Genomic DNA, 14,644 nt, shown 5'->3' on the forward strand with positions numbered 1-14,644 from the left:
CATTCAATTTGTATTAACACTATGCTGTTAAGTCTACTTAATTGACGCCAATAGAACAGATTTAGAGGAATATAGATGATTAATAAAAATGTAACATTAGATTTACAAAGTTTAAACTTTATACATAATTATCAATGATTTAAGTTGCAACTTTTTTAAGATCAGCAAGTAATTGTTGAGCTAGTTTAGACAAGCCTGGTGGTTTGCTTGCCATCCAGGGTAAAGGTCTACAAGCATGCATCGCTTTAATACCTATACGTGTTGTCAAAACGCCTGCGCCTAATCCTTGTGCCATTCTAGAAGATAATTTTCCGGTAACACCTGCACCAACTGCATAGTTGCCAGCATCACTTATAATTTCAGTCGCCCCGGCAATCAACATAGTTTTAAACACACGTTTAACTAAACTGACCCTGCCCCAATAACCTAATTGGATTCCATAACACTGACTGACTTGTTTGAGCATGACTAGATTGCGCCATAAAACAACGGCCATATCCAAAAGTGCAAATGGACTGACTGCAATCATAGCCGCTGAAGCGGACGCATGTTTAGTAACACAAGCTAACGCTTTTTGATCAACTTTATGCAACACCTGTTGTTCAAATAGTTGCAACACTTCACTATCTACATGGTGAGCTTGAATCGTTTTTTTCCACTGATTAATTTCTTGCTCATATTCTTTAGCCGGTAAATTAGCGATTAATTTTTCACAAAACTGTTCAGACTGACCTATTGTTGGGCCCGCTATCAATTGTTGTGCTTGTTGCTTAAATTCATCATGACGTTTTAAATGAGCTAAGCCCCGCCATTGCGAAAAAACTTCTTTCCCCGCGATGAATAAAATACTTGCAAACAGAACCAGCCAAATTGCGGATAGCCAATCGGCAGTCAAATAGGTTTCTCGAATGAAAAAGCCAAGCTCTACACTGCCTAACCCTATGATCAATAAAAACAACCAAAACAGCTTTGAACTTTTTGCCGATTCAACTGAAACAGGCTGTTCAGCTTGATCTTGCTCAACACATTTATTCTCGTCCCACACCACATCAGCCTCAAAAACCGCTGCAGGCTTAATTTGTTTTGTAGCTTTGTCATCATCACTTTCTTGTGAATCACTTTCATCAGGGCCGAAAACCAAACTTGATTGAATTTTTTCTTTGCTAATTTGATTCATAACATCACTCCAGTTTGTCACCTAAAACAAATTGCAGAACATGATCTATTCGAATATGTGGAAATGCGCTGGTTTTATGCTGTTGTGGCACAGGTAGAAAACTTGGAAATGCAAATCCTTGGTGTTGCCAAAACCCCTGTTCCGGGCATTTTTGCGGTACTTCTCCCGGGTACAAGGTGATACTTTTACCCTCTGTAGTAGTACCTTTTAGAACTTGAATCGGTTCGCCATTGAAGGTACTTGTGCCAACTTGAGAGGCACGAATAGCACTAAATGCGGTTGATTCTGTTTCAACACCTTCATATTGAATATGTTGTCTAGCTTCGTGAATCATTGACTCGAGCAACATCACTAAATTGGGTTGTTGCTCTGGAGTAATATGATCCGATTTACTCGCAGCAAACATTAATTTGTCTATGTTGGGAGAAAAAATCCGCTTTAAGATATTGCTAGTACCATAGTGAAAACTTCCTAACAGCCAATTGATTGCTTTACGTAAATCATTAAAGCTATGTGCTCCGTTATTCAATGCAGATAGACAATCTACCAAAATGATTTGGCGGTCAAAGCGTTTAAAATGCTTACGATAAAAAGGCCGTATTACTTTCTTTTGATATTGTTCAAACCGGCTGTTTAATAGATCAAGCAGCGCAGAATTTTCACCTTTAACGTTATTTTCCGCTATTGATTTTAGTTGATTTGGAGTTAGCGGGAAAAATTGTAACACTGGCGCACCTGCTAACTCACCAGGTAAAACAAATCGTCCAGGTTGAATTAGTTGGTATCCCTTTGCTTTGCAATTATGCAAAAACTGAGTAAATACTTCTGAAATTTGCTGGATTTGCATTTCGTCTACATTAGCACTCAAATCCAAGCCTTCTAGTGCGATTTTATAAGATTCGGCCAATGTGCTTTTTGCGGTATCATGTAAATTATCCCAGAAGTTTTGGCACCACTGTAAGTAATCTAGTTCCAACAAAGGTAAATCGAGCAGCCATTCCCCCGGATAATCGGTAATATCCAAAGTTAAGGTGCTGTATTCTGACACTAATCTGCGTAGTCGCGACTGATTCCGATACTTTATCAATAACCTAACTTGTGACACGCCATTGGTCGATTGCGGCCAGCATGGAGGTTCGCTATTAAGCGATTCTATACCCTGTTCATAGGCAAACCGCGCTACCGTCACATCTGGCTGCACATCTCGTTTGACCCCCACTAACCTTTTTTCTGATACCACCGAAAAGAAAGGTAAATCTGCAGACTCCCGAGCATTGAGTAACTGGTTAATGAGCGACGTTATAAACGCGGTTTTGCCACTTTTACTCAACCCAGTGACAGCTAAGCTTACATGATGATCAATAAGCCGGTGACCTAACACTTTTGCCTGATCTTGAAATCGCTGTACTGAAGAATGTTGGCTAATTTTAGATAACAATCAAATGACTCCTGATGTTGCAACCACGATAAAGCAAATCTACTGGTATCAGTAAAAACAATTTAAGTCATATTACATGGGTTTAGTTTTGATACACAAATGTAAGACTAGACAGTAAATAAGTCCGTACCAAGTCAACAAGCAACTAAAGTACGGTCTTATTTAAGCCCTCCACGCTAATGGATTGGTTATAGCTTGTTGATTTCCCGATTCAACTGAAATTCAGACGAAGTTACGTAGGTTTCAACTTTTCTTAATCGCGCCTCCGTGCGCATAAACTGTTGTTTAATATCATAGAAAGCCTGCTTGGGTGGCTCACCAGCCTGCCAAACCTTAGCTTTGACTGCTACTTTTTTATCTGCTTCATCAATATCATTGTGCCAGCCTTTAACACCCGGCTTTCCATGAAGTTGCTGTTGAGCGTGCACTGAATGTCTTGGCTCAGGTTGCTTTTTATCTAAAATAAACCAGGCTGCAATGTAAAATACTGGAATAAATGGTCCGGCTAACAACAACATAGCTGCGACTGTAGCAATACGAACCAACCAAGTTTCTATTCCAAAATAGTTAGCAATACCTGCACAGACCCCGGCGATTTTTCCGTTTTGCGAATCGCGCTGTAATTGCTTACGAGGTATCATGCTTTATTCCTCCAATCCGGTGATTCTGCATCCAAAATAGCTTCCAGTGTTTGAATGCGGTCAGCCATCTTTTCAGCCTTATTTGATAATTCCTGCAATGACATATATTCATCTTCGGATAACCCTTGGCTGACTTGCTTCTTACTTTTATAGTGCAGAATCAGCCATATTGGCGCGACAATTATCATGAAAATAATAGTTGGTACGCCTATAGTCACAATTAATATATCTTCCACAGTGTTACTCCTTCCTGGCTGCTACTGTTACTTTTTAGCTTTTGTATTTTTTGTCTGTACTTTTTTCTTCAATGCAGCCAATTCATCATCAATCACATCATCTGTTGCCAACTCGGCAAATTCATCAGCTAGGGTTTTCTTACCTAAGTCATAGGCATCAACCTGTGATTCTAAATCATCAATTTTGCGTTCGTATTGTTCAAAACGCCCCATAGCAGCATCTACTTTACTGCTATCTAAAGTTCGTTTCACCTCAAGACGAGAGCTAACTGTCTTTTGACGCATAATTATCGTTTTTTGACGCGCTTTGGCATCAGCAAGCTTTTCTTGCAATTGACCTATTTCACCTTGCAACTTACTAATTTGCTCGTCGATAAGCGACAATTCTTTTGTTAAAGACTCACTATGCTCGACACACTTTTTCTTTTCTTGCAGTGCAGCTCGAGCCAGATCTTCACGATCCTTGCTAATAGCCAATTCAGCTTTAGCTTGCCAGTCTTGAGCTTCACTATCTAGTTTAGTAATTTGTGAACTAATATCTTTTTTATTAGCTAACGTTTTTGCTGAAGCTGAACGCACTTCAACCAACGTATCTTCCATTTCTTGAATAATTAGGCGAACCATTTTTTCTGGATCTTCAGCCTTATCAAGCAATGAATTAATATTTGAGTTCACGATGTCTGTAAAACGCGAGAAGATACCCATAATCTTTTCCTCTACTTCAAGTTATCGAATAAATAAATGCTTTTGGCATTTGCTGTAACTGATTATTCAATATACGGGCCAACTCATTTATCAAGTTTAACTTTATGATTTATAAATAAAAACAATTTTATTCCTTAACTTTACGAATTTAGCGTATTATGATTATCAACCACATATTAGTGAATTAGACCACTTTTTGTATCAACCAGCATTTCAAGCTGTGAAAACATGCGAGTTTACCCATCGTTTGCACACATGCCAGTTGTTGATATAAATCGTCTAACCCTACAACTTTCAAAATAGAGGAATGTGTCAATGAGCCGATTTCGTCAACAAGACAATCTGCTAGGACAATCGAATAGCTTCCTTGAAGTATTAGAACAAATTTCACAAATTGCGCCACTGAACAAACCTGTATTGATTATCGGTGAAAGAGGTACAGGGAAGGAATTAGTTGCAGCCCGATTGCACTACCTGTCTAAACGCTGGGAACAAAACTATCTGAAGCTTAATTGTGCGGCGTTAAGCGAAAGCTTATTAGAAACAGAATTATTTGGTTATGAGGCGGGCGCTTTTACCGGTGCTCAAAAACGCCGAGAAGGTCGATTTGAGGTTGCCAACAACGGGACATTATTTTTAGATGAACTTGCCAATACTTCTGGGCTTATACAAGAAAAACTGTTGCGGGTTATCGAATATGGTGAATTTGAACGTGTAGGCGGGTCTCGCTCGGTAAAAGTCGATGTTCGAATTGTCGCTGCTACCAACGAAGACTTACCATCATTAGCTGACTCTGGAGAGTTTAGACCTGATTTACTCGATAGGTTGGCATTTGACGTAATTACTTTACCGCCGTTACGTGAACGCCAAGAAGATATTATGATGTTGGCTGAACACTTTGCGATAAATATGGCGCGTGAATTGGATATGGAGCTATTCAGTGGATTTACTGAAAAAGCCAAACGTACGCTACTTGACTATGAATGGCCAGGAAACATTCGTGAACTTAAAAATGTGGTCGAGCGTGCAGTATATCGAAGCAATAACCCTAACATCCCTGTGCATCAAATTATTCTTGATCCGTTTGAATCGGTTTTTCGACCTACAGGAAGAATTAAAACCCAAGACAGAATTTCCGTAGCCGCTCCTGTTGCACCTGTCGTCAAAGAAGTAGTAGTCGAGAGTTCTGAAAATATTGACAGCAAATCAAAACCCACCGAAAAAGTTTTTCAATTCCCGGTTGATTTAAAAACATTATCGCAAGAGTTTGAAGTTGATTTAATCAAACAAGCTTTATCTGACAGTCAATTCAATCAAAAAAAGACCGCAGAGAAACTTTCTTTGACCTATCATCAGTTACGTGGATATTTAAAAAAGTATAATCTGCTAGATAGTTCCCCAGAGGATATGGAAGAGTAAGGTAATGAAATTGAGTAATTCCAGCCAACTCGTTCGATTTACCTTGGTAATTTGGGCTGTGTTTTGTGTTAGTGCATGTTTTGACGCTACCGAACAAAACTCGCCAGTTAAAGGTGTGATTTATTGCTCGGAAGGCAATCCTATCAGCTTTAATCCGCAATTAGATACTTCCAGCACCACATCAGACGCATCTTCCCATCAAATATATGACCGATTGCTCGATTTCGATCCGGAAACCGGAAAAATAGTACCGGCACTGGCCAGTAGTTGGCTAATTAGCCAAGACGGATTGACCTACACCTTTCAGTTGAGGAGAAGTGTAAAATTTCATACTACGGGGTATTTTTCACCATCTCGTTCATTTAATGCAGATGATGTGATTTTTAGCATTGATCGATGGCGCGTCGCTTCACATCCTTACCATCATGTATCTGGAGGTCATTACCCATATTTTACAAGTATTGGTTTAAATGACTTAATCTCAGACGTAAAACGCATAAATGGCTATCGAATAGAAATCACCTTAACCCGCCCAAACAGTTCTTTTTTAGCCAATCTAGCCACTGATTTTGCAGTGATTTTATCGGCGGAATATGCGCAAGTGTTGGCACAACGTGAGCAAAAAGAGTTTATTGATATTTATCCCATAGGTACCGGACCTTTCCAGTTTAAGGAATATAAAAAAGACCACTACATTCGATATAGCAAGAATGACGATTATTGGGAGCACCAGCTAGCACCAGAAATGTTAATTTTCGATATTACCCCGTCTAGTTCATTGCGGTTAGCCAAACTTATGACGGGTGAATGTGATGCCATCGCGTTTCCTTCCCATAGCGAATTGGACACCATTCGCGATAGAGTCGATTTAACTTTGGATGGACGTCCAGGACTTAATGTCGGTTTTTGGGCATTCAATACCTCAAAATATCCATTTGACAACCCTAAAGTAAGACGGGCTCTGGCGATGGCAATCGACAAAAACACCCTGCTAGAAGCTGTGTATTATGGCAGTGCGGTTAGAGCCAAAAGTTTATTACCAGAATCTTCTTGGGCATATCAGGCTGATATAAGCGAAACCAATTACAACCCCGTTATGGCTCGTAAACTCTTGCGTGAAAGCGGCATTGAAGATGGTTTTACCATGACTATTTGGGCAATGCCGGTAGAACGCGCTTATAATCCAAACGCGCGTAAAATGGCCGAACTGATGCAAAATTATCTTAGTCAAGTAGGGGTACAAGTTAATATTGTCAGTTACGAATGGACGACATTTCGAGAACGATTGAAGAAGGGATTGCACGATTCCGTGTTAATTGGTTGGTCTGCTGATAATGGTGATCCTGACAACTTTTACCGACCACTACTTAATTGCTCAGCAATTGAATCGGGAACCAACCGTGCTATGTGGTGTAACCCTGAATACGACGCACTCATAAATCAAGCGCTTCAATATTCCGAAAACGAGCAGCGTATCAAGTATTACCGCTTAGCAAATCAAATATTAGCAGAGCAAGTGCCTTTAGTTCCGTTAGCACATGCATATCGATATCGTGCCCATAGAAGTGACCTGAGCGGCTTAGTTATCAACCCATTTGGTGCAGTTCGATTTGGGGACGTTAAAAAACTATGATGCTGACGCAAATCATTCGAAAATTTAATTTGCTGATTCTGACCTTATTTGTACTGAGCATTTTGTCGTTTCTGTTGGTTTATTTATTTCCTGGTGACCCACTCGTAAACTTAACCGGACTTGAAAACTTATCTCCAGAGGCACATCAGAAGCTAGCAGAAATCCACGGGTTCGATCACTCGTATTTTTATCAATACTGGCTGTATTTAACAAACTTGTTAGAAGGAGAATGGGGATTTAGCTTTAGCTCAGGCAATCCACTGTGGCGGGAAATAATGCAAACACTGCCAGCAAGTATGGAACTGAGTGCTTATGCGCTTTTATTCTCTTTGTTAATTGGCGTACCTTTTGGTTTTATCGCAGGATTTCAACATTACAAGTTGTCTGATTACAGTTTACTTACCGCCAGTGTAGTCGGTTACTCGATCCCAGTTTTTTGGCTATCTCTGATTCTAATTCTCGTGTTTTCATTGCAGTTAGGATGGTTTCCCCTATCGGGCAGATTGAGCTTATTGTACGATATCCCGCATCAAACAGGCTTTATTTTCATCGATATCTTTTTGAGTGATGTCGAATTTAAAAATGATGCGGCTAAAAGCGCTGTGCAACACTTAATATTGCCTACGTTATCTCTGACTATTGTAACTGCCTCTATTATTTTTCGACTCACTAGACGCTCGGTCATTGATGTGATGTCCAGCCAATATATCCAAACGGCGTACACTCGAGGTTTAAGCGGATTGCAGGTTGTAATGCGTCATGGGGTAAGAAATGCGTTGCTGCCAATAATTCCATTATTTGGGATGCAGTTCGCAGTGTTGCTAACAAATGCAATGATCGTTGAGGTCATATTTTCCTGGCCCGGAATTGGCAATTGGTTAATCCAGGCCATATTCCAACGTGATTATCCTGCGATTCGAGCGGGCATGTTGGCAGTATCAACCTTAGTCATTATATTAACCGTGTGCACCGACTTATTAGCGAACTTAATAAACCCAGCCTTGTCGGGAGATCGTCGTGCCCAAATTTAATATCTATCAGGAAGAAATTCACCCTTCGCCACTGATGCATACTTGGTGGGAATTTCGCAAAAGTCACATTGCAGTATTGGGTTTATGGATTTTTGCCTTTTTTGTATTTTTGGTTATTTTTGGCCCTTTAATCGCGCCCTTCGATCCATTATTGCAAAACCCCAATGCATTTTTGGTAAAACCTTCGTGGGATGTCAGTGGTTCCATACGCCATTTATTTGGAACGGATAGTATTGGCCGAGATTTGCTTTCACGACTCATTTACGGTTGTCGACTAACCTTGGGGATCAGTCTACTGTTGGTCGTTTTAGCCATGTTGGTTGGCGTAGCTTTAGGAGCTGTTGCTGGTCTTACACAAGGGGTTCGTTCGAGTGTTTTAAATCATTTGTTAGACTCCATTTTAGCCATACCAACCTTACTGATTGCAATCGTCATTGTTGGTATTCTTGGTGTTGGTTTGGTTAACAGCATGTGGGCGATTAGTTTAGCGCTGATTCCACAATTTGTGCACAACACTCGGGAAGTAGTTAGAACTGAAATGGCCAAGGAATATGTGTTGGCCGCCAAACTGGACGGTGCGAAAAACACGCATTTATTTTTTTACAGTATATTACCGAATATGTACGAAATGCTGGTCGTTCAAGGCACAATGGCATTGTCAATTGCGATCCTTGATATCAGTGCACTAGGCTTTCTAGGATTAGGTGCGCAGGCCCCTGCCCCCGAGTTAGGCACAATGTTATCCGAAGGTTTGCGTGTCGCCTATAAATCCCCTTGGAGTATTGCGTTACCGGGAAGTGCAATATTTTTGATGGTACTTTCAGTCAATGTTGTAGGTGATGGCCTACGTTCTGCGCTGCGTAATAGGTTACAACGCTAATGGCACTTTTAGATATTAAAAACCTAACCTTAGAGATTAGCGGCTCAACAGGCTGGATGAAAGCGCTGGATAAAGTCAACCTACGAATTGAAGAAGGTGAAATACGTGCACTGGTAGGTGAGTCAGGTTCAGGTAAGAGCCTAATCGTAAGGGCCATCGTTGGCGCTATTCCGGATAACTGGCGGATAACTGCCGACAGGTTAACCTGGAGGGGAAGAGACTTACTAACCATCAGTCGTTCCGAGCGACGAAAAATAATGCGCAGTGAGATCGCAGTCATTTTTCAAAACCCTGTGTCTTCATTAGACCCGTCTGCCACTTTAGGCGAGCAATTAATGGAGAGTATTCCCCGCCAAATAGTAGCCGACACATGGTTTTGGCAAAGACGTAAAAAAAGATTACAGATAGCCATTAAGCTGTTACACAAGGTGGGTATTAAAGATCATCAAAAATATTTACATGCTTATCCACATCAAATTGCGGACGATATTGCGCAAAAATTTTTGATAGCTTGTGCTTTAGTATCTTCCCCGCAACTATTGATAGCTGATGACCCAACCAGAGGCATGGAGATAACCACTAAGATTCAAGTGCTAAAGCTTCTCTCTCAGCTTAATAAAACACGTAATTTAAGTATATTGTTTGTCAGCCATGATTTGTTGGCCATTTCTAGTATGGCAAATAAAATGACCGTTTTATATTGTGGTCAAACAGTTGAAGATGGGAAAATGGTTCAATTACGTAAACGTCCATTGCATCCCTACACAAAAGCGCTATTAGATAGCGCGCCAAGTTTTAGAAAAGATTTACCACCAAAATCTCCGTTGACAACTTTAGATGGCACAATTCCAACACTACAACATCTTCCAATTGGATGTCGTTTGGGGCCACGTTGTCCACGCGCGCAAAAAGAGTGTGTTAAAGTCCCTGAGCTAAGGCACGTGCAAGATCACTTTTACAGTTGCCATTTCCCTTTAATACGAGAAAAAGAATGACAACGTTATTACGGGTTGAAGACCTAGAGTTTAAACAGAAACCCAAAAGAGGCTTTTTTAAAAAGCAGTCTAAATTTACCCTTAGTAAAGTAAGTTTTGAACTTAATGCAGGTGAAACGCTCGCAATTTTAGGTGAAAATGGTTCAGGTAAATCATTACTGGGCAAACTGTTAGTGGGAGCAGAAGTGCCCTCAGGTGGCCACATTTATTTAAATGGTCAAAAGCTATCGCCATACAATTTAAAACAACGCTGCCTCAATATTCGCATGGTATTTCAACACAGTAACGAATCATTGAATCCTGGTATCAATGTGGCAAAAATACTCGGAAACCCGTTAATTCTGAACACTAAACTAAATGCGTCTGAGCGACAAAAGAAAATAGAGGATACATTAAAATTAGTAGGGTTACTGCCTGACCATATGTTCTTCTATCGTCATATGCTCTCAGACGGTCAACGTCAGCGTTTAGCGTTAGCTAAAGCACTTATCCTAGATCCTCAAGTAATCGTCGCTGACGAGCCCTTTGCGGCGCTTGATCCATCTGTCCGTTCTCAAACTATTAATCTGATAATGAAGTTACAAAAAGATTTAGGACTAGGTTTTATTTTCATTTCCCACAACTTGGGGATTATCAGACATATCAGTGACAGGGTATTGATCATGCAGGATGGAAACTTAGTAGAAACGGGTAAAACAGATGTGATTTTTAATTGGCCTAAAAGTGAATACACTGAAAAACTGATTAAGTCACATCAATCGCTCATCACGCCAAGATAACCCCAGCTATAGTACGCTGGGGTTGATGTGAACTAGCCCCTAACCGACTAACGCTAACAAGATACCAGCAGCGACAGCTGAACCGAGTACACCCGCAACATTAGGTCCCATTGCATGCATCAGCAAAAAGTTATGTGGATTCGCTTCTAACCCTACTTTATTAACGACTCTTGCCGCCATTGGTACAGCAGATACACCTGCGGCTCCAATAAGTGGATTGATGTCGGCTTTGCTATATTTATTCATCAATTTTGCCATCAGTACACCTGTTGCCGTACCAATTGCAAAAGCAACAGCGCCCAAGGCAAGAATTCCTAAGGTTTCAGCTTTCAGAAATTTGTCTGCCGACAATTTCGAGCCAACCGCTAACCCTAAAAATATAGTCACTATGTTAATTAATTCATTTTGAGCAGTGTTACTTAAACGATCTACAACACCACACTCTTTCATTAAATTACCTAAACAAAACATCCCTACTAGCGGCGTAGCAGTTGGTAGAAATAGTATCGTCATTAACAGCACTGCCAATGGAAAAATAATCTTTTCACGTTTTGAAACGATACGTAGCTGCGCCATTTGAATCTTACGTTCTTGCGGATTTGTTAAGGCCTTCATAATCGGCGGTTGAATAATAGGTACCAATGCCATGTAAGAATATGCCGCCACTGCGATAGTACCCAATAATTCTGGTGCTAATTTTGATGCTAAGAAAATCGCGGTTGGTCCATCCGCACCACCAATTATCGCGATGGCAGCGGCATCTTTCAGCGTAAACTCAAGTCCAGGAACATAGTTAAGTAAAATTGCCCCCAGAAGCGTAGCGAAAATACCAAACTGTGCAGCAGCTCCTAAAAGCAGCATGCGAGGATTAGCGATTAACGCACTAAAGTCAGTCATTGCACCAACGCCCATAAAAATAAGCAATGGGAATACGCCTGTATCAATGCCAACTGCGTAAATATAATGAAGCAATCCACCCAATTCACTGAAGCCAGCTAGTGGGATGTTAGTTAACAATGCACCAAACCCTATTGGCAACAATAATAATGGCTCAAATTTTTTGACGATGGCCAAATACAGCAACAACAGACCAACAAACATCATGATTATTTGACCGATCTGAAAGTGTGCCAGTGCGGTGCTTTGCCAAAGGATCTCTAACTTCTCCATGGTTTATTATCCTAAACTCAGTAATGCTTGACCTGAATGAACCGAATCGCCTTCAGACACTAAGACATCGGTGACAACACCACTATCGGTAGCGCGAATTTCGGTTTCCATTTTCATAGCTTCCATAATAATGACCACATCACCTTCGTTGACTTCATCACCTTCACGCACGAGTATTTTGAATACGTTACCAGCTAAAGGAGCATTCAAATCAACGGCATCACCTTGCGACGACTTAGGTGCAGGTGTATCAGCTTGTTCAGCACGCTTAACTGAACTGAGCTGCCCACTGGGTGCAACTTCAACTTCATAAGACTTTCCATCAACACGCACAGAATAACTTTCTGCCCCACCTTTTGAAGCCGGTGCAGATGTCGCTGAGGCTTCTTTGGTTTCACTGGAATTCGCCGTAGGCGCAGGCTCAAACGCGTCAGGATTCCCTCTATTTTGCAGAAACTTTAGACCAATTTGTGGAAATAGAGCGTAGGTAAGCACATCATCGACTTGCTCATCAGCCAACGATATATTTTGCTCTGTAGCAATTTCGGTCAACTCAGCGGTCAGCGTATTTAATTCAGGTTCAATCAAATCCGCAGGACGACAGGTAATGGGCTCTTTACCTTCCAATACACGTTCCTGTAACTGAGTATTAACAGGCGCAGTAGTAGCACCATATTCGCCTTTAAGTACGCCTGCAGTCTCTTTAGTAATACTTTTGTAGCGTTCACCGGTAAGTACATTCAAAACCGATTGAGAGCCGACAATTTGCGATGTAGGCGTAACCAACGGAATAAAGCCAAGATCCTCTCTCACTTTGGGGATCTCTTTTAGAACTTCATCCATTTTATCTTCAGCACCTTGCTCTCGTAGTTGATTTTCCATATTGGTCAACATACCGCCGGGAACTTGTGCGATGAGAATGCGTGCATCAACACCTTTTAAGCTTCCTTCGAACTTGGCGTATTTTTTACGGACTTCTCTAAAGTAACTCGCGATTTCAGCGAGTAAATGCAAATCTAAACCGGTATCTCTGTCGGTCCCTTCTACTATCGACATAATAGTTTCAGTAGCACTATGTCCATATGTCATACTCATAGAGGAAACAGCACAATCGAGCATATCGATACCGGCATCAATAGCTTTTTGATAGGTTGCTGTGCTTAACCCTGTGGTGGCATGACATTGCATGCCAATGGGCACACTAATACTTTCTTTTAAGCGTGTAATTAGCTCTTCACACTCATAAGGTTTTAGCAAACCAGCCATATCCTTAATACATAACGAATGTATTCCCATATCTTCTAACGTTTTGGCCATATCAAGCCAACCTTGCAGAGTGTGCACTGGGCTTACCGTGTAAGAAATTGTGCCTTGTGCGTGCGCTCCGACCGAAACCACTGATTTTATTGCAGTCTCTAAATTGCGAGTATCGTTCATCGCGTCAAAAATTCTGAAAACATCAACACCATTGGTATGTGCGCGTTCAATAAACTTTTCAACTACGTCGTCAGCATAGTGGCGATATCCAAGTAAATTCTGGCCTCTAAGTAACATTTGCTGAGGCGTATTTGGCATCGCTTTTTTCAACTCACGAATGCGCTCCCAAGGATCTTCACCAAGGTAACGAATACAAGAATCAAATGTCGCCCCTCCCCAAGATTCCATTGACCAGTAACCAACTTTGTCTAGTTTTTCTGCGATAGGCAACATATCTTCTAAACGCATTCTGGTAGCTAATAATGATTGGTGGGCGTCACGCAACACCAATTCAGTTATCTTGAGGGGATTACTCATGGAAACTCCTAAAAGATCGATTTATTATGATTTTCTATTCTTACGATATTGATGAACTGCCGCGGTAATGGCAGCAACTGGAACAGATGAATTTGTATTTTCTTTAACCGTGTTTCTAGGTGATCTAGCGCTTGGTGCTGAAATCACTTCTTCGGGAAACCTTCGATTAACTGCAGCAATTAAATTTACCGCGCCAATCAGCAACGTAAGGAATACAAATACCACGACCATACCCACCACCATCAAATTGGCAGCTTCAACTAGTAATTCAGAAATGGATGTTTGCATATGGCTCACACTGTTAATTGTTATGAAAGAGATAAGTATCACTTAAGCATTGAAAACTCAACTAAAAACCGTAATACGGCCCTCACTTTTCGGGTAACTATTCACAAATAATGAATTTTTACCCACCCATCAATGTCATTATTTTATTTGCTCAAGCAATAAAAATGACGACAAAGAAATGATTAAACGTCAGTGAGGTTGATGTGGCTAGTTTTAATGCAAAGGTAGGTTATCATATCAATCGTGAGGGTTAGATTAATATTACTAATTGGTAATTATATATAAATATTTATTTTAACCTTCAGACATAAAAAAACCGCTTTATTAAAAGCGGTTTTTAAATATGGCGCGTGTGGAAGGATTATTCCAGGCATCCTGCCTTTCACCCCTTCGGGGCCATGCTGCGCATGTTCAAAATCGTTCCAGACGATTTTGTCGAACCTCCTTCGGAGATTCTT

At 40.8% G+C, this 14,644-nt stretch carries 15 protein-coding genes; 6 read left to right on the forward strand and 9 right to left on the reverse strand.

Annotation, left to right across the window (positions count from 1 at the left end; translation table 11 throughout):
- Positions 1 to 139 precede the first annotated feature (139 nt).
- The 5 genes from GLIP_RS07010 to pspA all read right to left on the reverse strand — a co-directional run bounded on the left by GLIP_RS07010 (position 140) and on the right by pspA (position 4,197).
- Positions 140 to 1,177, reverse strand: coding sequence for a YcjF family protein (locus GLIP_RS07010; protein WP_008843902.1), 1,038 nt, complete (start codon positions 1,175 to 1,177; stop codon positions 140 to 142).
- Between the two features lie 4 nt (positions 1,178 to 1,181).
- Positions 1,182 to 2,615, reverse strand: a complete 1,434-nt coding sequence (locus GLIP_RS07015; protein WP_008843903.1) for a YcjX family GTP-binding protein — start codon at positions 2,613 to 2,615, stop codon at positions 1,182 to 1,184.
- Between the two features lie 188 nt (positions 2,616 to 2,803).
- Positions 2,804 to 3,256 (reverse strand): envelope stress response membrane protein PspC, encoded by a 453-nt coding sequence (pspC, locus tag GLIP_RS07020; protein ID WP_008843904.1) that lies wholly within the window; start codon positions 3,254 to 3,256, stop codon positions 2,804 to 2,806.
- Entirely contained in the window at positions 3,253 to 3,492 is a 240-nt protein-coding gene (pspB, locus tag GLIP_RS07025) for an envelope stress response membrane protein PspB (RefSeq protein ID WP_008843905.1), read from the reverse strand. The genes pspC and pspB overlap by 4 nt, the downstream gene beginning before the upstream one ends.
- Positions 3,493 to 3,519: 27 nt before the next feature.
- The gene (gene pspA / locus GLIP_RS07030) at positions 3,520 to 4,197 is read right to left on the reverse strand and encodes a phage shock protein PspA (protein WP_008843906.1); all 678 of its coding nucleotides are present in this window, start codon (positions 4,195 to 4,197) and stop codon (positions 3,520 to 3,522) included.
- 315 nt (positions 4,198 to 4,512) lie between these two features.
- On the opposite strand from pspA, the gene pspF reads away from it, so the two are divergent.
- The 6 genes from pspF to GLIP_RS07060 are packed head-to-tail and all read left to right on the forward strand — an operon-like array spanning position 4,513 to position 10,934.
- Entirely contained in the window at positions 4,513 to 5,616 is a 1,104-nt protein-coding gene (pspF, locus tag GLIP_RS07035; RefSeq protein WP_008843907.1) for a phage shock protein operon transcriptional activator, read from the forward strand.
- Positions 5,617 to 5,620: 4 nt separating this feature from the next.
- The gene (sapA, locus tag GLIP_RS07040) at positions 5,621 to 7,249 is read left to right on the forward strand and encodes an ABC transporter substrate-binding protein SapA (RefSeq protein ID WP_040522252.1); all 1,629 of its coding nucleotides are present in this window, start codon (positions 5,621 to 5,623) and stop codon (positions 7,247 to 7,249) included.
- Positions 7,249 to 8,280, forward strand: a complete 1,032-nt coding sequence (locus GLIP_RS07045; RefSeq protein WP_040522257.1) for an ABC transporter permease — start codon at positions 7,249 to 7,251, stop codon at positions 8,278 to 8,280. The genes sapA and GLIP_RS07045 overlap by 1 nt, the downstream gene beginning before the upstream one ends.
- Positions 8,267 to 9,160: an ABC transporter permease subunit gene (locus GLIP_RS07050; RefSeq protein WP_008843910.1), complete on the forward strand. Its 894-nt coding sequence runs from the start codon at positions 8,267 to 8,269 to the stop codon at positions 9,158 to 9,160. The genes GLIP_RS07045 and GLIP_RS07050 overlap by 14 nt, the downstream gene beginning before the upstream one ends.
- Positions 9,160 to 10,155 (forward strand): oligopeptide/dipeptide ABC transporter ATP-binding protein, encoded by a 996-nt coding sequence (locus GLIP_RS07055; RefSeq protein WP_008843911.1) that lies wholly within the window; start codon positions 9,160 to 9,162, stop codon positions 10,153 to 10,155. The genes GLIP_RS07050 and GLIP_RS07055 overlap by 1 nt, the downstream gene beginning before the upstream one ends.
- Entirely contained in the window at positions 10,152 to 10,934 is a 783-nt protein-coding gene (locus GLIP_RS07060) for an ATP-binding cassette domain-containing protein (protein ID WP_008843912.1), read from the forward strand. Before GLIP_RS07055 ends, GLIP_RS07060 begins: the two co-directional genes overlap by 4 nt.
- A gap of 39 nt (positions 10,935 to 10,973) precedes the next feature.
- Here GLIP_RS07060 and GLIP_RS07065 read toward each other — a convergent pair whose 3' ends face one another.
- From GLIP_RS07065 to GLIP_RS22280, 4 genes are all read right to left on the reverse strand, one after another.
- Positions 10,974 to 12,104: a sodium ion-translocating decarboxylase subunit beta gene (locus GLIP_RS07065; RefSeq protein ID WP_008843913.1), complete on the reverse strand. Its 1,131-nt coding sequence runs from the start codon at positions 12,102 to 12,104 to the stop codon at positions 10,974 to 10,976.
- Between the two features lie 6 nt (positions 12,105 to 12,110).
- Positions 12,111 to 13,898 (reverse strand): sodium-extruding oxaloacetate decarboxylase subunit alpha, encoded by a 1,788-nt coding sequence (oadA, locus tag GLIP_RS07070; protein ID WP_008843914.1) that lies wholly within the window; start codon positions 13,896 to 13,898, stop codon positions 12,111 to 12,113.
- 24 nt (positions 13,899 to 13,922) lie between these two features.
- Positions 13,923 to 14,186, reverse strand: a complete 264-nt coding sequence (locus GLIP_RS07075; RefSeq protein ID WP_008843915.1) for an OadG family protein — start codon at positions 14,184 to 14,186, stop codon at positions 13,923 to 13,925.
- Positions 14,187 to 14,461: 275 nt separating this feature from the next.
- The coding region (locus GLIP_RS22280; protein ID WP_040522254.1) for a hypothetical protein at positions 14,462 to 14,644 on the reverse strand (183 nt) is incomplete at its 5' end.

It is taken from the genome of Aliiglaciecola lipolytica E3 (assembly GCF_000314975.1).
Taxonomy (GTDB): Bacteria; Pseudomonadota; Gammaproteobacteria; order Enterobacterales; family Alteromonadaceae; genus Aliiglaciecola; species Aliiglaciecola lipolytica.

Bases quoted from the DNA above. Each gene is read 5' to 3' on its own strand.
- GLIP_RS07045 (WP_040522257.1), top strand. From the start codon at position 7,249: ATGCTGACGCAAATCATTCGAAAATTTAATTTGCTGATTCTGACCTTA.
- sapA (WP_040522252.1), top strand. From the start codon at position 5,621: ATGAAATTGAGTAATTCCAGCCAACTCGTTCGATTTACCTTGGTAATT.
- pspF (WP_008843907.1), top strand. From the start codon at position 4,513: ATGAGCCGATTTCGTCAACAAGACAATCTGCTAGGACAATCGAATAGC.
- GLIP_RS07055 (WP_008843911.1), top strand. From the start codon at position 9,160: ATGGCACTTTTAGATATTAAAAACCTAACCTTAGAGATTAGCGGCTCA.
- GLIP_RS07065 (WP_008843913.1), bottom strand. From the start codon at position 12,104: ATGGAGAAGTTAGAGATCCTTTGGCAAAGCACCGCACTGGCACACTTT.
- pspC (WP_008843904.1), bottom strand. From the start codon at position 3,256: ATGATACCTCGTAAGCAATTACAGCGCGATTCGCAAAACGGAAAAATC.
- oadA (WP_008843914.1), bottom strand. From the start codon at position 13,898: ATGAGTAATCCCCTCAAGATAACTGAATTGGTGTTGCGTGACGCCCAC.
- GLIP_RS07010 (WP_008843902.1), bottom strand. From the start codon at position 1,177: ATGAATCAAATTAGCAAAGAAAAAATTCAATCAAGTTTGGTTTTCGGC.
- pspA (WP_008843906.1), bottom strand. From the start codon at position 4,197: ATGGGTATCTTCTCGCGTTTTACAGACATCGTGAACTCAAATATTAAT.
- GLIP_RS07060 (WP_008843912.1), top strand. From the start codon at position 10,152: ATGACAACGTTATTACGGGTTGAAGACCTAGAGTTTAAACAGAAACCC.
- GLIP_RS07075 (WP_008843915.1), bottom strand. From the start codon at position 14,186: ATGCAAACATCCATTTCTGAATTACTAGTTGAAGCTGCCAATTTGATG.